The organism is Halopiger thermotolerans, from assembly GCF_054654555.1.
The window spans coordinates 21145-46619 of sequence record NZ_BAAIEU010000002.1; the positions used below are offsets into that span (position 1 = coordinate 21145).

24 protein-coding genes are annotated in these 25475 nt (G+C 66.9%); 14 read left to right on the forward strand and 10 right to left on the reverse strand.

All coding sequences use genetic code 11. From position 1 onward, the window contains the following. Nucleotides 1–85: 85 nt before the first annotated feature. The 7 genes from ACYQ26_RS02530 (at nucleotide 86) to ACYQ26_RS02560 (ending at nucleotide 5933) form a co-directional block, all read left to right on the forward strand. Nucleotides 86–559: a TIGR00725 family protein gene (locus ACYQ26_RS02530; RefSeq protein WP_459806753.1), complete on the forward strand. Its 474-nt coding sequence runs from the start codon at nucleotides 86–88 to the stop codon at nucleotides 557–559. Nucleotides 560–648: 89 nt separating this feature from the next. Next, nucleotides 649–1335 (forward strand): helix-turn-helix domain-containing protein, encoded by a 687-nt coding sequence (locus tag ACYQ26_RS02535; protein ID WP_459806754.1) that lies wholly within the window; start codon nucleotides 649–651, stop codon nucleotides 1333–1335. 89 nt (nucleotides 1336–1424) lie between these two features. Continuing rightward, nucleotides 1425–2195: an alpha/beta fold hydrolase gene (locus ACYQ26_RS02540; RefSeq protein WP_459806755.1), complete on the forward strand. Its 771-nt coding sequence runs from the start codon at nucleotides 1425–1427 to the stop codon at nucleotides 2193–2195. Nucleotides 2196–2292: 97 nt separating this feature from the next. Continuing rightward, on the forward strand, nucleotides 2293–2721 hold the full coding sequence (locus ACYQ26_RS02545) for a GNAT family N-acetyltransferase (protein ID WP_459806756.1): 429 nt from the start codon (nucleotides 2293–2295) through the stop codon (nucleotides 2719–2721). Nucleotides 2722–2812: 91 nt separating this feature from the next. Next, nucleotides 2813–3649, forward strand: a complete 837-nt coding sequence (locus tag ACYQ26_RS02550; protein WP_459806757.1) for an Sjogren's syndrome/scleroderma autoantigen 1 family protein — start codon at nucleotides 2813–2815, stop codon at nucleotides 3647–3649. 278 nt (nucleotides 3650–3927) lie between these two features. After that, nucleotides 3928–5085: a multicopper oxidase domain-containing protein gene (locus ACYQ26_RS02555; RefSeq protein ID WP_459806758.1), complete on the forward strand. Its 1158-nt coding sequence runs from the start codon at nucleotides 3928–3930 to the stop codon at nucleotides 5083–5085. 191 nt (nucleotides 5086–5276) lie between these two features. Further along, nucleotides 5277–5933 (forward strand): DUF7827 domain-containing protein, encoded by a 657-nt coding sequence (locus ACYQ26_RS02560; RefSeq protein ID WP_459806759.1) that lies wholly within the window; start codon nucleotides 5277–5279, stop codon nucleotides 5931–5933. Between the two features lie 131 nt (nucleotides 5934–6064). Here ACYQ26_RS02560 and ACYQ26_RS02565 read toward each other — a convergent pair whose 3' ends face one another. Together ACYQ26_RS02565 and ACYQ26_RS02570 are read right to left on the reverse strand one after the other, a co-directional pair. Beyond that, on the reverse strand, nucleotides 6065–8560 hold the full coding sequence (locus ACYQ26_RS02565) for a DEAD/DEAH box helicase (protein ID WP_459806760.1): 2496 nt from the start codon (nucleotides 8558–8560) through the stop codon (nucleotides 6065–6067). Nucleotides 8561–8659: 99 nt separating this feature from the next. Continuing rightward, nucleotides 8660–9250, reverse strand: coding sequence for a dolichol kinase (locus tag ACYQ26_RS02570; RefSeq protein ID WP_459806761.1), 591 nt, complete (start codon nucleotides 9248–9250; stop codon nucleotides 8660–8662). 234 nt (nucleotides 9251–9484) lie between these two features. Between ACYQ26_RS02570 and ACYQ26_RS02575 the strand changes: the two genes are divergently transcribed. From ACYQ26_RS02575 to ACYQ26_RS02585, 3 genes are all read left to right on the forward strand, one after another. Continuing rightward, complete coding sequence (locus ACYQ26_RS02575; RefSeq protein WP_459806762.1) at nucleotides 9485–9964, forward strand: Lrp/AsnC family transcriptional regulator; 480 nt, start codon at nucleotides 9485–9487, stop codon at nucleotides 9962–9964. Between the two features lie 113 nt (nucleotides 9965–10077). Continuing rightward, complete coding sequence (gene ddfA / locus ACYQ26_RS02580) at nucleotides 10078–10359, forward strand: DdfA family disk-determining factor (protein ID WP_459806763.1); 282 nt, start codon at nucleotides 10078–10080, stop codon at nucleotides 10357–10359. A gap of 5 nt (nucleotides 10360–10364) precedes the next feature. Next, nucleotides 10365–10496 carry a hypothetical protein gene (locus ACYQ26_RS02585; protein ID WP_459806764.1) on the forward strand — a complete coding sequence of 44 codons (132 nt, stop codon included), beginning with the start codon at nucleotides 10365–10367 and terminating at the stop codon, nucleotides 10494–10496. 15 nt (nucleotides 10497–10511) lie between these two features. Here the strand turns inward: ACYQ26_RS02585 and glyS are convergent, their stop codons facing one another. Together glyS and ACYQ26_RS02595 are read right to left on the reverse strand one after the other, a co-directional pair. Next, on the reverse strand, nucleotides 10512–12290 hold the full coding sequence (glyS, locus tag ACYQ26_RS02590) for a glycine--tRNA ligase (protein ID WP_459806765.1): 1779 nt from the start codon (nucleotides 12288–12290) through the stop codon (nucleotides 10512–10514). Then, nucleotides 12283–13137 (reverse strand): CBS domain-containing protein, encoded by an 855-nt coding sequence (locus tag ACYQ26_RS02595; protein ID WP_459806766.1) that lies wholly within the window; start codon nucleotides 13135–13137, stop codon nucleotides 12283–12285. The genes glyS and ACYQ26_RS02595 overlap by 8 nt, the downstream gene beginning before the upstream one ends. Before the next feature lie 137 nt (nucleotides 13138–13274). On the opposite strand from ACYQ26_RS02595, the gene ACYQ26_RS02600 reads away from it, so the two are divergent. After that, nucleotides 13275–13442 (forward strand): DUF7556 family protein, encoded by a 168-nt coding sequence (locus ACYQ26_RS02600; RefSeq protein ID WP_459806767.1) that lies wholly within the window; start codon nucleotides 13275–13277, stop codon nucleotides 13440–13442. Between the two features lie 188 nt (nucleotides 13443–13630). After that, nucleotides 13631–14164 carry a DUF7974 family protein gene (locus tag ACYQ26_RS02605; RefSeq protein ID WP_459806768.1) on the forward strand — a complete coding sequence of 178 codons (534 nt, stop codon included), beginning with the start codon at nucleotides 13631–13633 and terminating at the stop codon, nucleotides 14162–14164. Nucleotides 14165–14254: 90 nt separating this feature from the next. Here the strand turns inward: ACYQ26_RS02605 and ACYQ26_RS02610 are convergent, their stop codons facing one another. From ACYQ26_RS02610 to ACYQ26_RS02635, 6 genes are all read right to left on the reverse strand, one after another. Further along, nucleotides 14255–14410, reverse strand: a complete 156-nt coding sequence (locus ACYQ26_RS02610; RefSeq protein ID WP_459806769.1) for a hypothetical protein — start codon at nucleotides 14408–14410, stop codon at nucleotides 14255–14257. A 274-nt stretch (nucleotides 14411–14684) separates the two neighbouring features. Beyond that, nucleotides 14685–16070: an ABC transporter ATP-binding protein gene (locus ACYQ26_RS02615; protein ID WP_459806770.1), complete on the reverse strand. Its 1386-nt coding sequence runs from the start codon at nucleotides 16068–16070 to the stop codon at nucleotides 14685–14687. Continuing rightward, nucleotides 16054–17286 (reverse strand): ABC transporter ATP-binding protein, encoded by a 1233-nt coding sequence (locus tag ACYQ26_RS02620; protein ID WP_459806772.1) that lies wholly within the window; start codon nucleotides 17284–17286, stop codon nucleotides 16054–16056. Before ACYQ26_RS02620 ends, ACYQ26_RS02615 begins: the two co-directional genes overlap by 17 nt. A gap of 2 nt (nucleotides 17287–17288) precedes the next feature. Beyond that, nucleotides 17289–18317, reverse strand: coding sequence for an ABC transporter permease (locus ACYQ26_RS02625; RefSeq protein ID WP_459806774.1), 1029 nt, complete (start codon nucleotides 18315–18317; stop codon nucleotides 17289–17291). 8 nt (nucleotides 18318–18325) lie between these two features. After that, a complete protein-coding gene (locus tag ACYQ26_RS02630) occupies nucleotides 18326–19327 on the reverse strand; it encodes an ABC transporter permease (protein ID WP_459806776.1) in 1002 nt (333 codons plus the stop codon). Nucleotides 19328–19409: 82 nt separating this feature from the next. Then, on the reverse strand, nucleotides 19410–21011 hold the full coding sequence (locus ACYQ26_RS02635; protein WP_459806778.1) for an ABC transporter substrate-binding protein: 1602 nt from the start codon (nucleotides 21009–21011) through the stop codon (nucleotides 19410–19412). Nucleotides 21012–21240: 229 nt separating this feature from the next. Here ACYQ26_RS02635 and ACYQ26_RS02640 point away from each other — a divergent pair, with 229 nt between their 5' ends. Next, on the forward strand, nucleotides 21241–21660 hold the full coding sequence (locus tag ACYQ26_RS02640; RefSeq protein ID WP_459806780.1) for a PPC domain-containing DNA-binding protein: 420 nt from the start codon (nucleotides 21241–21243) through the stop codon (nucleotides 21658–21660). A 1-nt stretch (nucleotide 21661) separates the two neighbouring features. Beyond that, nucleotides 21662–25360: a DNA polymerase II large subunit gene (locus ACYQ26_RS02645; protein ID WP_459806782.1), complete on the forward strand. Its 3699-nt coding sequence runs from the start codon at nucleotides 21662–21664 to the stop codon at nucleotides 25358–25360. The last annotated feature ends 115 nt before the right edge of the window (nucleotides 25361–25475 follow it).

A 25475-nucleotide genomic window follows, 5' to 3' on the forward strand; every position in this document is an offset into this window, starting at 1 on the left:
CTGTTCGACAGTTGTCGACCCCTTCGGCGGACGACGACCAGCGGCAACCGAATCGTCCATAGGCTCCGCTCTCGCCCACTCGAGTATGCGCGTCAGCGTCATCGGCGGCGGCACGATCACGGACGAGGAAGCGTCGATCGCCGAGGCAGTCGGCCGCGAACTCGCGACTCGAGGCCACGCGGTCGTCTGCGGCGGCCGCGGCGGCACGATGGAAGCGGTCTGTCGCGGGGCGAAGGCCGAGGACGGAACGACAATCGGCATCCTACCGGAGGCGACGCCGAGCGCGGCCAACGACTACGTCGACGTCCCGATCGCGACCGGGCTCGGCCACGCCAGAAACGCGCTCGTCCCGCTGAACGGCGACGCCGTGATCGCGCTCGCCGGCGGCGTCGGCACCCTCACCGAGATCGGGTTCGCCGGGATCTACGACCGCCCCGTCGTCGGCCTCGAGACCCACGACGTCTCGAGCTTGGAGGACCTCGCGCTCGAAATCGAGACCGTCGAGACGCCCGAGGCGGCCGTCGACGCCGTCGAGGCGGCGCTCGAGCGTCGTTCGTGAACCGGAGCCGGGCGCGGCGACGCCGAGCGGCGGTCGATTTCAGCGATCGAATAGAACTAATTTAGGGCCGGATTCGGCTACTGGCCGGCATGGGTCTCGTGGCCGAATTCGACATCACCTGCGAGCACCTCCCGCTCGTGGGCGTCGCGGCTGCCGTGCCGGACGCGGCGCTGACGCTCGAGTTGCAGTACAACCACGGCGATCGGCCGCCGTTTCTCGCCACCGTCACGGGCGGCGAGCCAGCGGCGATCGAACGCGCATTCGACGACGCCGTCGACGTTGCCGAATGGACGCTGGTCGGCGAGGCCGGCGATACGCGGCGGTACCAGGCGCTGCCGGCCCTGAGCTTCGAGGAACAGCTCGGGCCTCACCTCGATGATCTCGAGGGCCTGAAGGCGCTCGCGACGGCCGACGCCATCGTCGAACGGATCGAGGTGACCGGCGAGGGGTGGACGCAGACGGGCTGGTTCGCCGACCGCCCGGCGTTCGACGCCTTCCGAGAGTTCTGGCAACGCAACGACTGTTTCCGGCTCCGCCGGCTCACACGGGACGGCGATCCGGAGCCGCCGGGCGACGGGCTCACCGATCCCCAGCGCGAGGCGCTGCGGACGGCCTACGAACTCGGCTATTTCGACGTGCCGAGGGGCGCGTCGCTCAAGGACGTCGCCGCGGAACTCGATATTTCGGCGTCGTCGGCCTCTGAACGCCTGCGCCGCGCCCAGACGCAACTCCTCGAGGAATCGGTCGCGACGACGTGGCCGCCGCTGGACTGCTGAGGGCGGTCCACCGGCCGATCGTCTTTTAAACGGCCGGACGATCGAGAGTCAGCCCTACCCGGAACCGGCCCGAATCGGTACATCCAACGATGCAGACGGTAACGTCGGCAGACGGCACGCGTATCGGCTACGAAACGGTCGGCGACGGACCGCCGCTGGTGCTCCTCCACGGGAGTTCGGCGACGCGACGGGCCTGGCACCCCCTCCGTCAGCACCTCACAGACGAGTTCACGCTCGTGGTGCCCGACAGACGGGGCCGCGGCGAGAGCGGCGACGCCGAGGCCTACGGCCTCGAGCGCGAAGTCGACGACCTCCGCGCGATCGTCGACGCGCTCGAGGGCGACATCTCGGTGTTCGGCCACTCGTTCGGCGGGCTCGTCGCGCTCGCCGCGGCCGACGAGATACCGATCGACCGGCTCGTCCTCTACGAGCCGTCGCTACTCGTCGGCGACCACCGCGACGACGATCTCAGCGACCGGCTGCAGGACCGGTTCTCGACCGACGGCCGCGAAGCCGCGATGAAGTGCTTCTACCGGGAGGGCGCCGGGATCCCCGAGCCCGAGCGGTTACCGATCTGGCCCGACGAAGTCCAGTTCGACCTCCTCGAGACCGTGATTCGCGAAACTGCTGCCGTCGAGGCCTACGACCTCCCCGCGACCGTCGACTTCGAGCGGCCAGCCCTCCTCCTGACGGGCGAACGCGGGCCGGCGCACCTTCGCGATGCCGTTCGGACGCTCGACGAACGGCTCGAGCGGAGCCGGCTCGCGGAACTCGAGGGCGTCGGTCACGTCGGTATTCAGTCGGCGCCCGAACGGATTGCAGCGGCGCTTCGGACGTTTTGGGGCGAGCAGCCAGCCTGAGCGGGCACGATCGGAGCATTGCGTCTGCGTCCTCGCCCTCGGGTTTGAGAGCGGCGTTGTAAGCAGAATTTTGTACGATCGACGGGATCACTGACCCATGGTTGACGCTGCCGAATCGGACCCGTACGCCATCCGCGAGGAACTTCCGGACCCCGAAACGTTCGCTCATCTGCGCGAGGCTGCAGGGATGCCGCCCCGGTCGCTCGAGGGGATCGAACGCGGCCTCCCGAACTCGCTGTTCGGCGTCGTCGCGGTCCACGAACCGACCGACGAGGTCGTCGGCATGGGTCGGATCGTCGGCGATGACGGAACCGTCTACCAGATTTCGGATATGGCCGTCCACCCCGACCATCAGGGCAAGGGGCTCGGAACACGAATTATGGACGCCCTCGAGGGATATCTCGACGAGACGGCGCCGCCGAACGCGTACGTGAACCTGCTGGCGGACGTCGACGGGTTCTACGAGCGGTTCGGCTACGAGGAGACGCGTCCCGCCTCGAAGGGGATGTACCGGCGAACGGAGTGAGGACGTCGCACTGTTCGAACTCAAGGGTGCGCCGCAGCAGTACCGTCGCTCCGTCGCAGCTTTTTCGACGGCCCGCCACCTCTAGTCGAATATGAGCGATTTCGACAAGGAAGCCGAGCGCGAGAAGCTCCGGGAGAAGTACGAGCGCGACAAGGCGGAGCGCGAGGCCACCCAGCGCATGAGCGATCTGCTGCTCAAGGGCGCGACGATGACCAACATGCACTGCGGCACCTGCGGCGACCCGCTGTTCCAGCAGGACGGGACCACCTTCTGCCCGAGCTGTCACGGCAATCCCGACGCCGTCGAGGGGACGGACCTCGAGGCCCAGCCGGCCGAGGAGTCCGCCGGCGCCGGGAGCGGCGACGCCGCCGATCCCGCCAACGCCGGCGGGTCCGCCGCGGGCGACGCGTCGTCGCAGTCGATCGACGTCGAGTCGCCGGCCGAGGCTGGGTCCGGTTCCGGTGCCAGTGCCGACGCCAGCGCGATTGAGGGTGCCAGCGCCGACGAGACGGCTGGCGCTGACTCGAGCAGCGCGGACGGGCAGGATCGATCCGCGAGCGCCTCGGGCGAGCGCGGCTCCGAGTCCGCCGATCCCGCCCGACACGTCCAGCGGGCAGGGGACGTGCGGACGCCCCCCTCTCAGTCGGCGTCGCAATCGCAGGGCGGTGCCGGCGACCGGGACGACTCGGACTCGCACTCCCAGTCGGCCGCCGCGGAGCGCCGGTCCGTCGGCCGCCGCGGGCGATCGACCCGCCGTGCGGCCGCGTCCCCGCCGGTCGACGGCGATCTCGAGAGCGCCCGCGAGTCGCTCGTCCAGGCCGTAGAGAAGTTCGCCGGCGAGGCCGCCGCGACGGACGATCCCCGGTACGCGAAGGAGTGTCTCGAGGCCGCGCGCGAGGCCGGCGAGGCGCTGTCGACGCTTCGGTGACTCCTCGCGACGTTTTCTGCTCGCGCCTCGAGACGCTAGTTCGATCCCGTCTTCTCGCTCGCTCACTCGTCGGTTCGGCGGGAGCAATTCGAATCAGCGCCGAACCGATCACGTGAGGGTCCGAATCGCGACCGTCGGCTTCGGGAGAACGAGTCGCGATATTGTTGGGGCTGCTTCGATCTCACTTATATAGCCGCGGCGAACATGTTTCCGGCTCCTCCCATTTACTAAGAACTGAGTATCCCCGTTATACGGTGGGTCTTCGTAGGGAACACCGTATGAAAGATCCTATCGGCGCACCCGGATTGGGGCTCTCTCGACGCGAGTTCGTTGCGGCGACCGGCGTCGGTGCGGCGGCGGCGCTTGCCGGCTGTACCTCGAGCCAGGGCGGCTCGGAGGCCCAGCCGGCGACGACGAACACGTCGTCCGCCGACGAGGATAGTGGATCGGACCTTCCCTGGACGAGTCCGCCGGAAGTCGTCAACGTCGACGAACAGGGCGGCAGCATCACGCTGCGGTCGGTGACGGCCCGCCACGCCGTCCACCCGATGGACTCGATGGGCGGCCCGGTCGAACTTCCCCGCGTGTGGGCGTTCCAGGCCGACGACGGCGAGCCCAGCGTCCCCGGCCCGATCATCCGAACGACCGAGGGCAACGACATCGAGGTGACGCTGGACAACACGGACGCCACCCACCCGCACACGCTGCATTTCCACGGCGTCCGCAAGACGTGGGAGAACGACGGCGTGCCGACGACGACCGGGATCACCGTCCAGCCCGGCGAGAAACACACCTACACGATTCCGGCGAACGTCCCCGGCACGCACCTCTATCACTGCCACTACCAAACCCATCAGCACATCGACATGGGAATGTACGGCATCTTCCGCGTCGATCCGAAGGGGTACGAACCCGCCGACAAGGAGTACTTCTTCACGCTGAAGGACTGGGACTCACGGCTGAACCGCCAGTTCGCCGGCGAGGACGTCGATTATAGCCCCCGCGACCGCAAACCGGACGTGTTCACGATCAACGGCAAGAGCCTGCCGCGGACGCTCCACCCCGAGGACGGCTCGCCGATCATCGTCGACCGCGGCGACACCGTTCGGCTCCACATGGTCAACGCGGGCTACATGTCCCACCCGATGCACACGCACAACCACCGGTTCCGCCTCGTCGAGAAGGACGGCGGCCAGGTCCCCGAGGCGGCCCAGTACGAACAGGACGTCACCAACATCGCGCCCGCGGAACGGCACACCATCGAGTTCGAGGCCGACGCCGACCCCGGCATCTACCTGGCCCACTGCCACAAGGTCAACCACGCGATGAACGGGGACTCCTACCCCGGCGGGATGGTCACCGGCATCGTCTACCGCGACGCCATGGACACCGACGTCTTCGCGGACGTGATGAAATACGCAGGGTACAAGGGTTGACGACGGCCGGCGTTGCTCGAGTCCCGAGCCTCGAACCGACGACGCTCCTCCGATCGCCGGCATTTTCCTCGCCGTTTTCGTCCGGTTTGTCGAGCACGCGGTTCCTTCGGACGTAGCGGTCGCGTTCTGGCGACGATAGATACGACAAGATACTTATTTTATTCATTTGAATGTGTGGCCGCAAGCGAAACATGATAGACAGCTCACGCTTGTCCGCCCTGATACTCGTAGCGGCCGTACTAACCGCAGCCGCCGCCCCCTCCGCCGCGGCTGCAAGCGGCGTCGCCCTCCAGAGCGACGACGCGCAATCGTGGACCGTCGACCGAGGCGAGGAGGTGACCGTCGCGCTGGATATCGGCAACGCCACCGACGGAACGCTCACGTTCGGCGACGAAAACGAGACCAACTATGAGGCGACCGCAACCGTTGAGGATACGAACGGGAACGGCACGGTAGTCGTCGTTCTCGACACCGGCTCGCTCGGCGTCGATTCGATCGACGAGGGCCTGCAGGCCGGTCCGGGAACGGCGGTTTCGAACGCCTCTCAGAGCGACCTCGAGGAGCAGCTCAGTCCGTACGAGTACGACCTGACGCTCGAGGCTGACGGCGACTCGGTCGATGCCGGAACGGTCCTGATCGAGAGCGCCGACGCTGACGAATCCAACAGTTCCGACGAGGAATCCGCGTCGAACGAGTCGACCGACAGCGGCAACTCGACGGACGCGAACGAAACCGAGGACGGCGAGGAGAACGGCGGATTCGCCCTCCCCGGATTCGGCGCGCCGATCGCGCTCGCCGTCCTCGGTAGCATCGTCGCCATCGGCGCTCGACACAGTCGTTCGCAGTAATGCGGTAACTGCCGCCCACTGCGCTTGAGCGACGACTCGCCCCGAAATCGACACCGTGGCGAACCGACGGCAGCGTCCGGCGCCGTCGCATCCGTCCTACTGATTTTTCGCCGTTACCCTCGAGGAGTCGCTTAGCCCTGATACTCGCTGCCGACGACCTCCCGGATCCGCTCGGCCGTCACCTGCCCGACGCCGTCGGCCTCTTGCAGTTCGTCTTCGGTCGCGATCATCACGCCCTCGACGGTGCCGAACTCCTCGAGCAGCGACCGGGCCGTGACGGGGCCGATCTCGGCGATCGAGGCGACGACGTACTCCTGCTGTTCGGCCAGGGTCTTCGACTGCTTCTCGCCGTGGACCGACACCTCGCGATCGGCCGTCTCCTGCTCGCGGCCCGCGATCGTGGCTAGCAGTTCGGTGGTGTCGTCCTCGCTCTCGGTCCGGAGGACGCTCGCGTCGAAGTCGACGGCGAGACTCGAGAGCGCGCCCCGAATCGCGTTGGGGTGGATGTCCCGCTGCTCGTACAGCCCCTCGCCCTCGACGACGACGATGGGCCGGGAGTAGTGGCGGGCCATCGCGCCGACCTGCTCGAAGACCGAGCGGTCGCCGCCGACCAGCGAGTCGACGAAGTCCGCGACGGACTTGCGCTCGACGACGACCCGGTCCGAGCAGACGTAGTCGCCGACGTCTAACGTCTCGAGGCTGACCTCGATCTCGTCGCGCCTCGAGAGGTCTCGCGCGATGTTGGCGTCCATCTCGCGCTGGTCGGCGACGATTTCGATGGCGTCGCCCTCGGCGGACGGTTCGTGCGTTTCGACGTCGTCCGCTTCGTCAGCGTCCCCCGAACTCGAGTCGGCTTCGCCGGCGAAGTCGCGCAGACCGGGCTGTGTCGAATCCCCCTCATTTCCACTGGAAGAATCCGTGACGGCGTCGGGGTCTTCCTCTCTAGCGTCTACTTTCACTTCGCTTTCGTCGCCTCGGCTCGCGGCGTCGCCGCTCGCCCCGTCCGAGGAGCGCCGCTCCTCGCTCCCGTCGAAATCAGTCAGCGCCTGCTGGGAATCGTCGAGTTCCTCCTCGAGGTCGTCGGCCATCCCCTTCAGCTCGCGGAGTTCGTCCTCCATCTCCTGCTCGCGCCGCCGCGAGATCCAGAAGTAGGCCTCGTCGCGGGTGTCTTCGGCCATGAGGACGACGACCCGTCCCTCCGACTGGCGGCCGGTTCGGCCCTTGCGCTGGATCGAGCGGATCGCGGTGGGAACGGGCTCGTAGAACAGCACGAGGTCGACCTCGGGAACGTCCAGCCCCTCCTCGGCGACCGACGTCGAGACGAGCACCTCGAACTCGCCGGCCCGGAACTCGTCGAGGACTTCCTGCTGTTCCTTCTGGGTCATGCCGTCTGAGCCCTCGCGGTCGCCCTGTCCGACAAACCGCTTGGCGTCGAAGCTCTCCGAGAGGAAGTCCGTCAGCGCCTCGGCGGTGTCGCGGGATTCGGTGAAGACGATCACGCGCTCGCCGTCCTCGAGGCCGAGCGTCTCGGCCAGCAGCATCCGCGTCTTCCGGTACTTGGGGTGGATCTCGTCGAAGTCCTCGGCCTTGCGCATGGCCTCCCGAACTCGCGGGTCCGAGACCATCCGCTGGCTGGCCTTTGAGGCGCCCGAGGAGCGGGCCTGGTTGCGCTGGCGATCGAAATATCGTCGGACGGCCTCGACGCTCTGGGTTTCTACGAGCGTGACGGCCTGGCGGAGCTTCATCACCTCGGCGTGGATCGACATTCCCTCGAACCCCTCCGACTGGTCGTTGTTGATCAGCTGCTGGAGCTCCGCCCGCATCTTGTTCAGGTCCTTCTGGGACTGGTCGGGCTGGGTCGAGCTTGCGATGCCGAGCTCTTTGAGCTTCTCGAGGCGTTCCTTGATCACCTCGTTCAGGGTATCGCGGATCTCGAGGACCTCGTCCGGGAGGTCGATGCGCTCCCACTCGACGTCGGTGTCGTGGGTGAACTCCGAGACGTCGGCGTCCTCCTCGGTCATCACCTCGACCTCCTCGAGGCCGAGGTTCTCGCAGACCTCGAGGATGGCCTCCTCGTCGCCGCCGGGCGAGGCCGACATGCCGGTCACGAGCGGCTCCTGGGCGTCCTCGTGGTAGCGCTCGGCGATGTAGTTGTAAGCGTAGTCGCCGGTGGCGCGGTGGCACTCGTCGAAGGTGATGTGGGTCACGTCGGCGAGCGAGATCCGCGAGCCCACGAGGTCGTTCTCGATCACCTGCGGGGTCGCCATCACGACCGTCGCCTCCTGCCAGGTCTCGGCGCGGTCGTCCGGGCTGACGTCGCCGGTGAAGACGACGATCTCCTCGTCGGGGATCTGTAGCGCTTCGCGGTAGAAGTCGGCGTGTTGCTGGACGAGCGGCTTCGTCGGCGCGAGCATGAGCGACTTCCCGCCGACCTCGTCGAGCCGGCGCGCCGTCACGAGCAGGCTCACGGTCGTCTTCCCCAGTCCGGTGGGGAGACAGACGAGCGTGTGGTGGTTCGCGGCCGTGCCCGCGAGCCGCAGCTGGTAGAGCCGGCGCTCGAGGAAGTCGGGTTCGAGAAGGGGATGGTCGATCGTCGGCTGTTCGCCGCCCTCGTCCGTCGTTGCCATTGGCGGGCAGTTCATCGCCGCCGCGAATAAGGGTTCCCGTACCGCGGTGAAAGTAAAACGCCGTCGGTGACGGTAGCGGGGACGGCGCCGACGGACTGATCACGCGGGCCCGAACTCGAGGGCCAGCCACGCTAGCCCGGCGGCGTAGACCGGGATCGTCAGGTTGTCGTCGATGATGTAGGTACGAATCTCGAGCGTGACGCCGTCGGCGACGGTCGCGCCGAACGCGGCCGCGGCCACGGCCAGCGGCGACTCGGCGAGGAAGGGCGCGGCGAACAGCGCCGAGACGACGAACATCGTGACGAGCACCCTCGGTCCCTTGACCCGCTGGAGTCTGTTGTCCGAGACGGTGCCGCTGATCGGGTCGCCGAGCGTGAGCATCAACATCGCGGGGAGGGCGATCTTCGGCGGGAAGACCACGACGACGGCGGCCATACTGATGAGATACAGGGCGTACCCCGCGGGGTTGTCTTCCTCGTACTCGCGGGTCAGCACCTCGTAGAGCCGCCAGTCGAGGCCGAACCGGAGCCGGACGAACTCGAGGACGAGCGCGCCGAGCGCGAGGACGACCATCAGAATGCGAAACCAAGCCCACGTCAGCCCCAGCTCGAGGGCGTCCGCGAGCAGGTAGAGCGCGACGAGCCCAGAGCCGCTTGCGTGGACGAGTCGCCGCTTCAGTTCGTCGGCCATCAGTGCACCGCTTGACGGAGACGACCTTCAGTCCGTCGGTTACGTTCAGTTAGGAAACCTCCCCTTCGTCCTATACGTCTCAATTCCGCCCCATCGGCCGTCGGTTGCCGACGAGAAGCGGCGTTCCCGCTCGCGGTCTCGAGTCGAGCGCCGCTCGAGCGGGACGCGACGACCGACCGCGAAGCGTCTATGTCAAGCACGCGGGTTTTCCTCCCCCGCGTTCGTTGGAGACGTATGTCGGGCGATTCGACGGACCTCGACGAACTCGAGCGGAACATCCTGTACCGACTGCAGCGCGATGCCCGCAACGTCACGAACGCGTCGATCAGCGATGCGATCGGCGTCTCCGCGACGACCGTCGGCCAGCGGATCGACGACCTCGAGGAGCGGGGCGTGATCAAGACCTACCACACGATGGTGGACTACGAGACGGGCGGGTTTCCACACCGCATCCTTCTGTTCTGTACGGTCGATCCGGTCGATCGCCACGACGCGATGGACGAGGTCATCGACCACCACGGGGTGATCAGCGTTCGCGAACTGATCTCCGGCGACCGCAACCTGCACGTCGAGGTCGTCGGCCGGACCAGGGACGAAGTCGTGGATACCATCGCCGACATCGAATCGATCGGCGTCGACGTCGAGGACTCCGAGATGATCAAAGCCGAAACCAGAGAACCGTTCGACGACTTTCAGCCGGACGGGTCCGACTGACCCGACCCCGTCCATAATTTAGTTGTCGTAATCGAGAAATAAGCTTCTCTGCCTGCGGATAGACGGGTAACTTTCCAAAGTACATAAACTGGAATAAACCGTACGCGTACTCGATGACCGCTGACTATCGCTCTGATACCGAGGCCGTCGTCCCCGCAATCGTCGAGACGGTCGCCGCGACGACGGATACCGATCCGGTCGATATCGAGCCCCTTTACGCCGCCGTCGATCCCGACGCCCTGAACGCGCTCTATCGCGACGGATTCGACGGCGAGGTCGAGTTTCGGTACGCCGGCTGTACGGTGGTGGTCGACGGCGAGGGGGAGGTGTGCGTCGCGGCGGAACCGAACCCAGGACCGTCGCTGGAAACCGAAGACGGAGAGCCGTCTTCCTGAAAACGATGGTCACGGAAGCGAAGTGCGCAAACTGCGGAACCGTCGTCGTGGCGTTCGAGACGCTGGAGCCGGTTCCGATCGATCGAGAGGCGTGTCCGAACTGCGGCGGGACGGAGTTTGCCTTCGTCGAGCGGTGAGCGGCCGGTTCGACCTTAGAGGTCCTCGAACGCGAGGTCGCCCTCGCGAAGCGCCGACAGCGTCTCGGGCAGTTCGTCGACCGGCAGCCGCTTCTGCTCGGTCGTGTCCCGCTCGCGGACCGTGACGGTCGTCTCCTCCTCTTCGAGCGTCTCGAAGTCGACGGTCACGCAGAACGGCGTGCCGACCTCGTCTTGGCGGCGGTAGCGCCGGCCGATGTTGCCCGAGTCGTCGTAGGTCACCGAGAGGCCGACCTCGCGGAGGTCGTCGACGATGTCTTCGGCCTGTTCGACCAGTTCGTCGTCGGTCTGGAGCGGGAAGACGCCGACGAAGGTCGGCGCGACCTCCGGCTCGAGTTCTAGGTACGTGCGCTGCTCGCCGTCGACCTCGTCCTCGCGGTAGGCGTGGTGCAGGACGGTGTAGACCAGCCGATCCACGCCGAAGGAGGGTTCGACGACGTGGGGCGTGATGTGTTCGCCCGCCTCGGTCTGCTCCTCGACGCTGAAGCCGGTCTTCTCGGTCGGGATCTCGTGGGTCTCGCCCTCGAGCGTGATCTCGACGGTGTCGCCCTCAAATGCGGAGCGGTCGCGCGCGGCGAGGTCCTCGAGCTTTTGCACGACCGCCTGGGCGTCGCCGCCGAACTCGGGGCCGAGGTAGCTCATGTCGGGGTCGACCGTCGCGCGCTCGACGGTCTTGGGCTCGTCGTACTGCTTGAAGATCGTAAAGCGGTCGTCGGCGTGTTCGCCGTGCTTCGAGAGGTCGTAGTCGCCCCGGTAGGCGAAGCCGGCCATCTCGATCCAGTTGCCGTCGATCTCGCTCTCGGCGTCCCAGCAGTCCGCCGCGTAGTGGGCGCGCTCGCCCGAGAGGTGCTGGCGGAACCGGAACCGGTCCATGTCGACGCCGACCGCCTCGTACCACGGCTTCGCGACGCCGAGGAAGTAGGCGACCCACTCGTCGCCGATGACGCCCTCCTCGACGGCCTCGCCGATCGTCGTCCGGATCTCCTCGCCGTCCTCCTTGTTCTGCTCGCTGGCCGGGTACAGCGTCACCTCGACGTCCTCGACGCTCGAGAGGTCCGGCTCGTCGGTTTCGGGGTCGACGAAGTACTCGAGTTCGGCCTGCGTGAACTCCCGCGTGCGGATGATCGAGCGCCGTGGGCTGATCTCATTGCGGTAGGCGCGGCCGATCTGGGTGACGCCGAACGGCAGTTGGTTGCGCGCGTACTCCTTGAGGCGCGGGAACTCGACGAAGATGCCCTGCGCGGTTTCGGGGCGCATGTAACCCGGATCGGAGTCGCCGGGGCCGATGTTCGTTGCGAACATGAGGTTGAACGCCTCGACGGCCTGACCTGCGAGGCCGGCGCCGCAGGATGGACAGACGAGTTCGTACTCGGCGATGACCTCCTCGACCTCCGGAATCGGGAGGCTCTCGGCGTCCTCGTACTCTGTGTTGTCCTCGACGACGTGGTCCGCGCGGTGGCTCTCGCCACACTCGGGACACTCGACGAGCATGTCGTCGAAGCCGTCCAGATGCCCGGAGGCCTCGAAGACGGGTTCGGGCATGATCGTCGGCGCGTCGATCTCCATGTTGCCCTCGGCGACCGCGAACCGGTCGCGCCAGGCGTCCTCGACGTTGCCCTTCAGGGCCGCGCCCTGCGGGCCGAAGGTGTAGAAGCCGCCGACGCCGCCGTACGCCCCGGAGGACTGGAAGAAGTAGCCGCGCCGCTTGGCCAGTTCGACCAGCTTTTCGCTCGTCGCCGTACTCTCCTCGGGATCGGTGTGCTGTTGCTCACTCATAGAGCGCCTCCAAGATGTCGACGTCGCAGACGATGCCGACGAGCCGCTCGCCGGTCACCATCGGGATCTGTTCGATGTCGTTGCTGATCATCCGCTGTGCCGCCTCCTGGATCGACGTGTTCGCCGAGACCGTGACGACGTCGTCGCTCATGAACTCGCTGACGGGACCGGTGGGGATCTCGATGTCCCGCGTCGGCAGATAGCGGCTCCCGACGGCCTTGATCCCCTCCCAAGACCACTCGTCGTCCTGATCGCCGAAGTTGTCGCCGGTCTCCTCCTCGCCCTCGACGATGCGAGCCACGTCGAGCACGTCGACGACCGTGAGGATGCCGCTCATCCGCCCGTCGTCGTCGAGCGCGACGGCGTAGGGGACGTTCGCGTAGGAGAGTTCGCGCTCGGCGACCGGCAGCGGCGTCCCCTCGTAGGTCGCGTTCACGCTCTCGCTGGCCCACGCCTCGACGGTGCCGTCGGTCGGCTGATCGCCCGTCGCGATCGCGTGGACCACGTCGGTGACGGTGACGATCCCTTCGAACTCGCCGTCGACGACGGGGACGCGACGCGCGCCCTCCTCGACCATCGTCCGCGCGACGTCCTCGAGGGCGGTGTCGGCCGTCGTGGTCGGGACCTCCTCGTCCATCAGCATGACCAGCTGGTCCTCGTCGGGCTGTTCAATCAGGGCGTCCCGGGAGATCAGCCCGCGGTACTCCGGCCCGTCGTCGGTCGGCTTGACCACCGGCACCGACGAGAACGGCTGTTCTTGCAGGTACTCGAGGACGTCCGACCGGGTCCCCGGCAGCTCCACGGTCACCACGTCCTCGCGGGGCGTCATCGCGTCGGCTACGTTCATATCCCCACGGTACGGCGAAAATGAGTATAAACCCAGTGTTTCACACGCCGGCGACCGCCGACCGCCCGGCGGAATGGTCCGTCAGACGGACAGTCCGATTCGACGACTTTATATGTGGGTGGGAATCAGTAACATACATGGCGACGAACCCCCACGCCATGACGGAGAACGAAACCGTCGTCGGATCGATCGATTCGACCGACGCGAGCGACGGCGATGCGTACGTCATCGCCGACATTTCGGCCGACGACGCATGGCTTTCGATGCAGGCCGATGACGCACCGACGCTAACCGCGTGGCGATAACGGGGGTTGGGGGATCCTCTATTCTTTCGGTTCCGAATTACCGGCCGCTGTCACAATAGTCGATAGCCGTCGGAAAGGAACGAAATCGATCGCGTACGGCCGCTCGAGTGCGCTCTTTCTGATCACGCGCGACCGACGCCGCCGCTCTCGAGGCTAGCTTTACTGGCCCCGGGATCGTGCGTCCGTACATGCGCGGTTCCCGGCCGCGAGACGGCCGATCGAACACACGTTCGGGAGCACGCTCGAGCCGCGACGCCGGCCTCGAGACCGCCAAGTCGAAGTACGCCCTCGCGTCCGGGTTCGGCCTCGAGCGGCTCGTCCCCGCGGCCCTCGCGCGGCGCGCGATCGCCGTCTCCGTCGCCACCGACCGCGCGGTCTACCCGCGCGGCGAGCCCGTCGAGATCACCGTCGAGTTCGCGAACCGACTCCCCCTGCCGGTCGACGTGCCGACGCCGCGCCAGCGGCCGTGGGGTTGGCGCGTCGACGGCGAACTCGAGGCGACCGACGAGCGACGCTACCTTCGGGACCGGCCGTCGTCGATCTCCTTCCGCGGCGGCGAGCGAAAGTGCGCGACCGTCACGTGGAACGGGCGACTCGAGCGAACTGGCGACCGGCACGAATCGATCGTTCCCGATCCCGGCGAGTACGAGATCGAGGCGTTCGTCGCGACGCGCGCCGATCGCTATCGGCCGAGCGATACGACTGTTATCGAACTTAAGTGAAACCCGGCGTCGGCCGGCCGGCGAGGCGGTCGACGCGGGCGATCGAAAAGCAGCGGTCGGCTCGCGGTCCGTGCAACTATTTCGCCCCCGTTATCCGGTGAGCATTCCGCCCGGTGGAATGCGGCCCGAGGGGCTGTCGTCGTTCGCGGCATCGCCGTCGCCGAGGTCGGGGGAGTGCGCGATCGTTCGTCGAATCTTTGCGCCGGTCTGCGTGTACGTCGCCATCAGAGCGAGGATCTTACTCATACACGAGTAAATACTCGCGGGACACGGATAAGTATTTTGCAGTGATCGATCCCGTTAGTTAATCGTTGTTCACGGATCAGTCAACGCTTCGCACGGATTCTGAAAACCTGTCGCCCCGGCTACCGGTCGGCAGCGCGACCGGTCGCTCCCGGACGAGGTGAGCGCGCTGCGGACGGGCCGCGGCCGCGGCCCCTCGAGATTCGTCGGCTACACGGCGTCGCTGCAAGCGTCCCGTCGCGGGCCGACGCGCCGACGGCGAGCGTGCGGTCGTCCGTCAGCGGTGGAGGTGACAGGCCGCGTAGTGAGTCCCCGATCCGTACTCCGGTTCGATCTCGTAGGCCGGGCGCTCGCGGGCGCAGATGCTCCGCTCGGCGAAGGCCTCGAGCAGGCGGTCGGTGGCCGTCTCCCAGTCGACGGCGTCGGCGGCCTCGCCGTCGGCCGACGATCCCGCAGTCGTGCCGTCCCCCTCGGCGCCCCGATGGGAGTCGGTCGCCACCAGTTCGATCGCGTCCGCGACGATCTCGCCGGCCTCGCCGCCGGGAGGGTCGCCGCCGAAGAACTCCCGCTCGAGGTCGGCGGCCGGCATCGGTTCGAACGTCCGGCGTTTGACCGCGCGCATAAACGCCCGCGTGTGCGCCCACTCCTCGTCGGTCAATTCGAACTCGTCGGGCGCGATCAGGCGCGGACACCGCGTCCGGAACCGACAGCCGGAGGGCGGGTTCACCGGACTCGGCACCTCCCCCTCGAGCACGCCGCGGGCGTCTCGCTCTCGCGGGTCCGGGACTGGGATCGACTCGAGCAGCGCCTCCGTATAGGGGTGCTGGGGGTTCTCGAACAGTTCCTCCTTGTCGGCCAGTTCGACGATGTTGCCCAGGTACATCACCGCCACGCGGTCGGAGATGTGCCGGATGACCGAGAGATCGTGGGCGATAAAGAGGTAGGTCAGGCCGAACTCCTCCTGGAGTTGGTTCATCGTGTTCAGCACCTGCGCCTGGATGGAGACGTCCAGCGCCGAGACGGGTTCGTCGCAGACGATGAAGTCCGGATCGACCGACAGCGCTCGCGCGAGGTTGACCCGCTGGCGCTGGCCGCCCGAGAACGCGTGGGGGTGGCGGTTGTAGTGGTGGGGATCCAGCCCGACCTTCTCGAGCAGGTCCCTGGCGCGGGCTTCCCGCCCCTCGTCGTCCAACATGCCGTGGGCGCGCATCGGCTCCTCGATGATCTGCCCGACCTTCATCCGGGGGTCGAGCGATGACTGGGGATCCTGGAAGATGATCTGCATCTCCGCCCGTTTCTCGCGGAGCTCGTCGCCGCTCATCGTCGCGAGGTCGTCGCCCTTGAACGAGATCGTCCCGTCGGTCGGCTCGAGCAGGCGGAGGATCGTCCGGCCGAGGGTGCTCTTTCCGCAGCCGGACTCGCCGACGAGTCCGAGGGTCTCGCCGCGCCGCACCTCGAAGCTCACGTCGTCGACGGCCTTGACCCGCTCCCGACTGACGTCGATCGGCGGGAACTGGTCCGTGTCGATCGAGAGGCCGGCGAACAGCCCGGACTCCTGATCGAAGTACTTCGTCAGCCCGTCGACCTCGAGCAGGGTTTCGCCCTCGGCGACGTCGGTGTCCGTCTCGCCCGTAATGCGGCCGACGTTACTCACGGCGGTCACCTCCGGTTCTGGTTCCAGTTCCGGTGCCGTCGCCGTCGGCCCGGGCGTCGGCCCCGTCGACGCTGCCGCCGCCGGCGCGGTCGCCGCTCTCGTGCGGTGCGTCCGCCGTGTCCGCCGCGTTCGCCGCCTCCGTGGACCCCTGCGACGTCCCCTCGAGCGGCACGCTCTCCTCGTAGCCGACGTCGAAGGCGTCGTGCTTGACGCAGGCCGCGCGGTGGGGGTGGTCGCCGGCCCGATCGACCGCCTTGGTCTCGGGGTGGACGCGCCGGCACACCTCCCGCGCGTCGGGACAGCGCGGGTGGAACCGACAGCCCGACGGCGGGTTGATGGCCTCCGGCATCACGCCCTCGATGGGCTCGAGTTGCTCGACGGTCCGATCGGGCCGGGGGATCGAGTCCAGCAGGGCGTCGGTGTAGGGGTGTTTCGTGTCGTAAAAGAGCTCGTCGACCGGAGACTGCTCGACGATCTCGCCCAGGTACATCACGTTCACGCGGTCGCAGATCTCGGCGACGACGCCCATGTCGTGGGTGACCCAGATGAAGCTGGTCCCGTACTTCGACTGGAGCTCGTCGACGAGATCGATGATCTGGCCCTCGACGGTGACGTCCAGCGCCGTCGTCGGCTCGTCGGCGATGATGAGGCTCGGCTCGCACGCTAAGGCCATCGCGATCAGCACACGCTGGCGCATCCCGCCCGAGAACTGGTGGGGGTACTCCTCGTACCGCTCCTCGGGGTCGGGGATGCCGACCTCGCGGAGCATGTCGATCGCCTCGCGGCGGGCCTCGTCTTCCGACAGGTCGCGGTTGAGTTCGATGAACTCCCGCAGCTGGGCGCCCACCGTGAAGACGGGGTTGAGCGACTCCATCGGATCCTGGAAGATGACGGCGATCTCGTTGCCCCGGATGCGGGTGCGGATCTCCTCGTTCGAGAGCATCTCGTCGCGCTCGCGCAACTCGCCGTCCGGCCCCTCCTCGAGGCCGAAGATGGTCTCGCCCTTGTAGGTGATCTCGCCGGCGACGATCTCGCCGGGCGATTCGACGAGGCGCAGCAGGCTCATCGAGGCGACCGATTTGCCGGCGCCGCTCTCGCCGACGAGGCCGACGATTTCGCCCTCGTGGACCTCGAAGGAGATGCCGTCGACTGCGCGCACTGTACCGGCTTCGGTGAAAAACTGGGTCTTGAGGTTCTCGACGCGGAGGAGTGGTTCGGAGCTCATTGTCAGTCGTCGATTCGCGGATCGAGGGCGTCCTGCAGGCCGTCGCCGAACAGGTTGAAGCCCATGATGGTGATCATGATCGCCAGCCCCGGCCAGATCGAGAGCCAGACGTTCGAGTGCATGTAGCCGTGGGAGACCTGGAGCATCTGGCCCCAGTCCGGGGTCGGCGGCTGTGCGCCGTAGCCGAGGAAGGAGAGGCCGGCGACGATGAGGATCGTCACGCCGATCTGCAGCGTCGCGTACACGAGCACCGGCGCGAAGCTGTTCGGGACGACGTGTCGCAGGATGATCTCGCGGTCCTTCACACCGGCCGCCCGCGCCGCCTCGATGTAGTCCATCTCGCGGACGCTCAGGACGCGGCTCCGGATGATGCGGGCGAAGACGGGGATGAACGCGATCCCGACGCCGAGCACCGCGTACCAGATGTTCGCGCCGCCGACGAAGACGGTGAAGACGATGATGAGGATCAGCGGCGGGATCGCGTAGATCGTCTCGACGATCCGCATCAGGACGTCGTCGACCCGACCGCCGTAGTAGCCGGCGACGGCGCCGACGAGCGTCCCGCCGGCGAGGCCGATGAACGTCGAGGCCAGCCCGACGAACACCGACACCTTCGTCCCGTAGACGATCCGCGTGAAGTAGTCCCGGCCGGTGTGGTCGGTTCCCAGCGGGTGCTCGAGCGTGCCGCCGGCCGGCAGCGGGTTCCACGGCTGGTCGGCCAGCGGGAAGTACGGCGGCATGTGCGCGGTGCCCTCGCCGGGCGGCGGGATCCGGGTGGGGTGGTCGAAGATGGGGAGCGCCCGCGCAAATGTGTAATCAGACAGGCGGCCGGCGGTCAGCGTCGAGAGGTTGCTGTCGACGAGCGCGTACACCGCGACGAACAACACGGTCGTCACGACGTACAGCCCCCAGCGGGCCGTCGTGTCCCGCTTGATCCGCGCGACGGTGTGGCGCCAGCCCACGCGGGCTTCGACGTCCTCGCGGGCGGTCGCCGCGTCCCTGCTCTCGAAGTCGGATTCGCTTACTGCCATGCTTACGTTTACTCGCGTTCTCCGTAGGTCACTCGCGGGTCGACGTACGCGTACGAGATGTCGGTGATGATGACGCCGACCACGAACAGCACGCCGAGGATGATCGTGATGCCCATCACGAGCTGGTAGTCGTTCTGCGAAATCGCGTTGACGAACAGCCGCCCCATGCCGTTGATGTTGAACACCGTCTCGACCAGCACCGCGCCGCCAAGCGCCGTCGACAGGTTGAGTCCGACGATGGTGATGATCGGCAGCTGGGCGACGTTGAAGGCGTGCTTTCGCAGGATCGTTCGCTCCGGCACGCCGTAGGCCCGCGCCAGCTTGACGTACTCGCCCTGCAGCGACTCGATCATCTGCGTGCGTTCGACGCGCATGATCGTCGCCATCTGCAGGGTCCCCAGCGCGATCATCGGCAACAGCAGGTGTCTGAGCGACTGGTAGTACAGCTCGAGGTGGCCGTCGATCGACGGGTAGGTGCTCGGCGGCCGCCACGGGTATATCAGCCCGCTCGAGGGGAGCCAGCCGAGCTTGACCGCGAAGATGAGGATCAGCACGATGCCGATCCAGAACGACGGCGTGCTGACGCCGATCAGGGCGACGATCCGCGAGACGTGATCGGTCGGCTCGTTGCGCCGATCGGCGGCGATAATGCCGAGCGGAATCGCCGACGCGAGCGCGAACGCGTACGCCGACAGCACCAGCAGGAGCGTCGGCCCGATCCGCTCGAGCACCAGCTTCGAGACCGGGCGCTGGTGGTAGATGCTCTGGCCGAGGTCGCCCCGCAGGATTCCGGCCATGTACGTCACGTACCGCTCGTGGAGCGGTCGATCGAGTCCGTACCGTTGTTCGATCGCCCTGATCAGTTCCTCGTCGTGCTCCTGTCCCTGGAGCATGAGGCTGACTGGATCGCCCGGCCCCAGATTCGCCAGCAGGAACGTGATGACGGAGATGCCAATCAGGACGGGGATCGCCTGTGCGAGCCTGAAGAGCGCGTACTTGAGCAGTTTCATGTCGGGGTCGGTCGAGCGTGAGCGTGTGCCCGTCGGCGTCGAACGACGGCGGACGCGGCCGCCGGGTCGCTCCGCGAGCGTCTCACTCCATCGAGACGTTCGCGTGGTCGGCGACCAGGTCCGGGTTCCGCGTCACCTCGGGGTGGGCCTGGAGGTCCTGCACGTAGTCGCGGGAGGCCATCGTGTTGTCCTGCGTGAACGCGGGGAGGGCGGGGAGTTGTTCGACGATCTCTCGGATGACGGGTTCGTAGATGTCGTACCGTTCCTCCTGGCCGGCGGTGTTGCGTCCCTCCGCGATCGCCTCGTGGAAGCCGTCGCTACCCTCGTAGTAGTGACCCTGATTCACCCCCGCCTGGCTCTCGTGGAACAGCGGGTAGAGGTAGAAGTCCGGGTCGGGGCCGCCGGTCCAGCCCAGCAGGTACATGTTGTAGTCGTCGGCGTTGCCCGAGGTGTAGGTGTCCACGAGCGTCGCGAAGTCGAGCACCTGCACGTCGGCGCCGTAGCCGATCGAGTCCAGTCGGGTGGCGATCCGCTCGGCCAGTTGCGCGCGGATCCCCTCCGGCGTGATGATCGTCGGCGTGAAGTCGTCGGGCGCGTGCTCGTCGAGCAGCGCCTGGGCCTCGTCGGGGTCGTAGCTCGGCAACATCTCCTGGTACTCGTCCTGGGGGAACCCCCAGACCTCGTTGACGACGGGAGGAATCGGGCTGTACATCGGCGAGGTCACGTTCCCCGCGTTGGACTCGATGAAATCCGACATCGAGAACGAGTGGGCGATCGCCCGCCGCACTTCGGGGTTGGTCGTCGGCCCCTCGTTGCAGTTGAACGCCATGTACATGAACGACGGGCTCTCGGACGAGTGGAGGTTGATCCCCTCCTCGTTCTCGAGGACGTCCCAGTCGTCGTTCGGAATGCCTGCGATGGCGTCGGTGTTTCCGGCGCGGATGTCGGACACCCGTCCCGCGTCGTCGTCGTGGGCCACGAACCGAACGCGCTGGAGGTTCGGCACGGGCTCGTCCCAGTAGTCCTCGTTGCGTTCGATCTCGACGTACTCGTTCTCCTGGAGTTCGGCGAACTTGAAGGGGCCGGAGCCGACCGGATCCCTGTTGAACGCCTCGCGGTCCTCGGTCCGGACGTCCTTCGGCACCACCGTCACTCCCATCGTCGCGAGTTCGAACGGGCCGTAGGGGTCGTCGCCGAGATCGACCTGCAGCTGATAGTCGTCGATGACCTCGGTGCTCTCGATCATGTCGTACTCGGAGGCGTTCTCCGTCTCCTCCTCGACGGGCGCGGTGAACGAGTGGGCCACGTCCGTAGCGGTCACCTCGTTCCCGTTGTGAAACGTCGCGCCCTCCTCGAGTTCGAAGATATAGCGCGTCCCGTCCCGTTCGACGGTCGGCTCGCCCGCCGCGAGCTTCGGCTGGAGCTCGAGCCCTTCGCCGTACTCGTAGAGGCCGTCGAAGACCAGCTGTATCACCTGAAAGCTGTAGGCGTCGTTCGAAACGACGGGGTCGAACTGCTCCTCCCGCGATTGTTCCTGCGTGAAGTGGAACCGGTTGCTGCCGTCGCCGCCGCCACCGTTTCCGCCGCCGCCGCCACCGATGCACCCTGCGATGAGCGCCGCCGAGACGGCGGCGCCCGAGCCGAGCAGCCGCCGTCGCGTAACGGTCGTCTTGTCCAGTACCATCCTGCTTGATGATACCTCTCATACTATTTTGGTATCGACAGGGTAAACCGGACAAATCGGTTCTTACCACCGGATAATTCGCCCAATACGGTACACCGTGGGCGAAAATCGTGCGTTGACGGCTCGATCCGTCCGTCGACCCGCGCGGGGTCGATCTACCTCGAGGACGCGACCGACGACCACGCTCGACCCGTGGTCTTTTTCTTCCGGCCGAACACACGGATTCAGTATGCACTACCGCGCCGTCGAGACCGCGGAGGAGTACGTCGCCCGCCTCGAGACGGGGGCCGACTGGCGGGCCGAGATCGAATCGCTCGCCGACGAAGTCGAGGCCGACGCGGCCTGGTTTACCGCGCTCGGCGCCGTGCAGGACGCCGAACTCTGGTTCTACGATCAGGAGGAGTGCGAGTACTACCCCATCGAGTTCGACGAACCGCTCGAGGTGGCCAGTTGCGTCGGCAACGTCTCCCTGCTGGAGGACGACCGGTTCGCCCACACCCACGCCGTGCTTTCCGACGACGAGGGCACGACCTACGCCGGCCACCTGAACGAGGGGACGGTCTGGGCCGGCGAGGTCCACATGCGCGTCTTCGAGGAGCCCCTCGAGCGCGAATACGACGAGACGACCGAACTGGACCTCTGGCTCTGACATGCGCGAGGAAGACGAACGGTACTTCCAGACGCTCGAGTCCCGCCTCGACGAGGCCTTCGAGGTCGCCGAGACGGCCAAAGAGCGCGGCGCCGACCCCGAACCCGAGGTCGAGATTCCGACCGCGCGGGACATGGCCGACCGCGTCGAGAACATCCTCGGGATCGACGGGGTCGCCGAGCGGGTCCGCGAACTCGAGGGCGAAATGTCCCGCGAGGAAGCGGCGCTCGAACTCGCCGAGGACTTCGCCGAGGGCCGCGTCGGCGACTACGAGACCAAGGCGGGGAAGGTCGAGGGCGCCGTTCGAACGGCGGTCGCCCTGCTGACCGAGGGGGTCGTCGCAGCCCCCATCGAGGGGATCGACAAGGTCGAAATCCTCGAGAACGACGACGGGACGGAGTTCGTCAACGTCTACTACGCCGGTCCGATCCGCTCGGCGGGGGGTACCGCGCAGGCCCTCTCGGTGCTCGTTGCCGACTACACCCGCGCGCTCGTGGGGATCGACGGGTACAAGGCCCGCGACGAGGAGATCGAGCGCTACGCCGAGGAGATCGCCCTCTACGACAAGGAGACCGGTCTCCAGTACACGCCCAAGGACAAGGAGACGAAGTTCATCGCGAAGCACATGCCGATCATGCTGGACGGCGAAGCGACGGGCGACGAGGAGGTCTCCGGCTTCCGCGACTTGGAGCGGGTCGACACCAACAGCGCCCGCGGCGGGATGTGTCTGGTCCTCGCGGAGGGGATCGCCCTCAAAGCGCCGAAGATCCAGCGTTACACCCGCAACCTCGAGGAGGTCGACTGGCCGTGGCTGCAGGACCTGATCGACGGCACCTACTACGACGATGCAGGCGACGAGGAAAGCGACGACGGCGACGAGAGCGATGACGGCGCCGACGAAGAAGCAGATGCCGACGAAGCCGATGTGGACGAGGAAGGTGCCGAATCCGACGAGCCGCAGGGACCCCCGCGCGTCGACGAGTCCAAGAAGTTCCTCCGGGACCTGATCGCCGGCCGCCCCGTCTTCTCCCACCCCTGCGCCCAGGGTGGTTTCCGGCTGCGCTACGGTCGCGCGCGCAACCACGGCTTCGCGACCGCCGGCGTCCACCCCGCCGCGATGCATCTGGTCGACGACTTCCTCGCGACCGGGACCCAGATCAAGACCGAGCGGCCCGGCAAAGCGGCGGGAGTCGTCCCCGTCGACTCCATCGAGGGCCCGACCGTCAAACTCGCCAACGGCGACGTCCGCCGGATCGACGACCCCGAGGACGCCCTCGAGATCAGAAACGGCGTCGAGAAGATCCTCGATCTCGGGGAGTATCTGGTCAACTACGGCGAGTTCGTCGAGAACAACCACCCGCTCGCGCCGGCCTCCTACACCTACGAGTGGTGGGTGCAGGACCTCGAGGAAGCCGGCGCGGACGTCCAGGCGCTGGAGGACGATCCCCGAATCGACCTCGAGTTCCCCGATCCCGAGGAGGCCCTCGAGTGGGCCGTCGAGTACGACGCGCCCCTCCATCCGGAGTACACCTACCTCTGGCACGACATCTCGGTCGAGGCCTTCTGCGACCTCGCGGCGGCGGTCGCCGAGGGGCGGATCGAGGAGGACGGCGACGGCAGCGTGAACGGCAACGGCGACGACAGCATCCTCGTCCTCGAGTACGACGAGGCTGTCGCCGACGCCCTCGAGACGATCGTCATCGAGCACCGCCAACGCGAGGGCGAGGACCGCATCGAGATCGACGACTGGCGGCCGTTCGTCCGCACCGTCGGCTGCGAGCCCCGACAGGCGGTCGCCGATGGCGCCGCGCTTGAGCCGGATCCCGACGGTCGCGGCGAGGAGCCGGAACGCGAGCCCGAATCCGATCCTGAGGAACCCACCGTCGAACTCGAGCGCACGTGGACCGACGATGACCTCTCCGAACGGGCCCGCACCTGGGGCCACGAGGAGGCGGGCGACAACGCCATCGAGGCGGTCAACGAGGTCGCCCCCTTCGAGGTTCGCGAGCGCGCACCCACCCGAATCGGGAACCGGATGGGTCGGCCCGAAAAATCGGAGAGCCGCGACCTGAGCCCCGCCGTCCACACCCTGTTCCCGATCGGCGAGGCCGGCGGCACGCAGCGCAACGTCGCCGACGCCGCGAAGCACGCCGAGACGATGTCGGATACGCCGGGCGTCGTCGAAGTCCAGGTCGGCCGCCAGCGCTGTCCCGACTGCGCGACGGAGACGTTCAAGAACCGCTGTCCCGACTGCAACGCCCGCACCGAGCCAGACTACCGCTGTCCGGACTGCGAGGACTCCCTCGAGCCCGACGAGGCCGGCCGCGTCGAGTGCGACCGCTGCGAGCGCGAGGGAACCTGCGTCGAAACCCGCGAGATCGACGTCAACGAGGAGTACCGGTCGGCGCTCGAGTCGGTCGGCGAGCGCGAGAACGCCTTCGACATCCTCAAAGGCGTCAAGGGGCTGTCCTCGACGAACAAGATCCCCGAACCCATCGAGAAGGGGATCCTGCGGGCCAAACACGACGTCTCGGCGTTCAAGGACGGCACCGTCCGCTACGACATGACCGACCTGCCCGTGACGGCAGTTCGGGCCAGCGAACTCGACGTCGACGTCGGCCAACTCCAGGCGCTGGGGTACGAGGAGGACATCCACGGCGAGCCGCTGACCCACGAGGACCAGCTGGTCGAACTCAAGGTCCAGGACATCGTCCTCTCGGACGGCGCCGCCGAGCACATGATGCAGACCGCCGACTTCATCGACGACCTCCTCGAGCAATATTACGGCCTCGAGCCGTTCTACGAGATCGAGGACCGGCAGGACCTCGTGGGCGAACTCGTCTTCGGCATGGCGCCGCACACGAGCGCCGCAACTGTCGGACGAGTGATCGGTTTCACCAGCGCGGCCGTCGGATACGCGCATCCGTACTTCCACGCTGCGAAACGGCGCAACTGTGACGGCGACGAGGACTGCGTCATGTTGCTCCTCGACGGGCTTCTCAATTTCAGTAAGTCGTTCCTGCCGGACAAGCGCGGCGGCAAGATGGACGCCCCGCTCGTCATGTCCTCCCGCATCGATCCCTCCGAGATCGACGACGAAGCCCACAACATGGACATCGTCTCGCAGTACCCCCGGGAGTTCTACCTCGCGACCCGCGAGCAGGCCGATCCCGAGGAGGTCGACATCCAGATCGCCGAAGAAACGCTCGGCACGGACGGCGAGTACACCGGCTTCGAGCACACCCACGACACCACCGACATCGCGATGGGGCCCGACCTCTCCGCCTACAAGACGCTGGGCTCGATGATGGAGAAGATGGACGCCCAGCTCGAGCTCTCGCGGAAGCTCGAGGCCGTCGACGAGACCGACGTCGCCGAGCGGGTCATCGAGTACCACTTCCTGCCGGACCTGATCGGCAACCTGCGGGCCTTCTCGCGCCAGGAAACCCGGTGTCTCGACTGCGGCGAGAAGTTCCGCCGGATGCCCCTGACCGGCGAGTGCCGGGAGTGTGGCGGCCAGGTCAACCTCACCGTCCACCAGGGGTCGGTGAACAAGTACATGCAGACCGCGATCCAGGTCGCCGAGGAGTACGACTGCCGCGACTACACCAAACAGCGCTTAGAGGTCCTCGAGCGCTCGCTCGAGAGCATTTTCGAGAACGACAAGAACAAGCAAAGCGGGATCGAGGACTTCATGTAGAACGAAATTTTGCTCTGTGGGCCAGCGAGGGTGGCTCTCGGCAAAATTTCGATTACAAGTACACCTCCTTCCGTTCGCTCGTTCGCGTCGCTCTCTCGCTCACATCAGTCGTCGG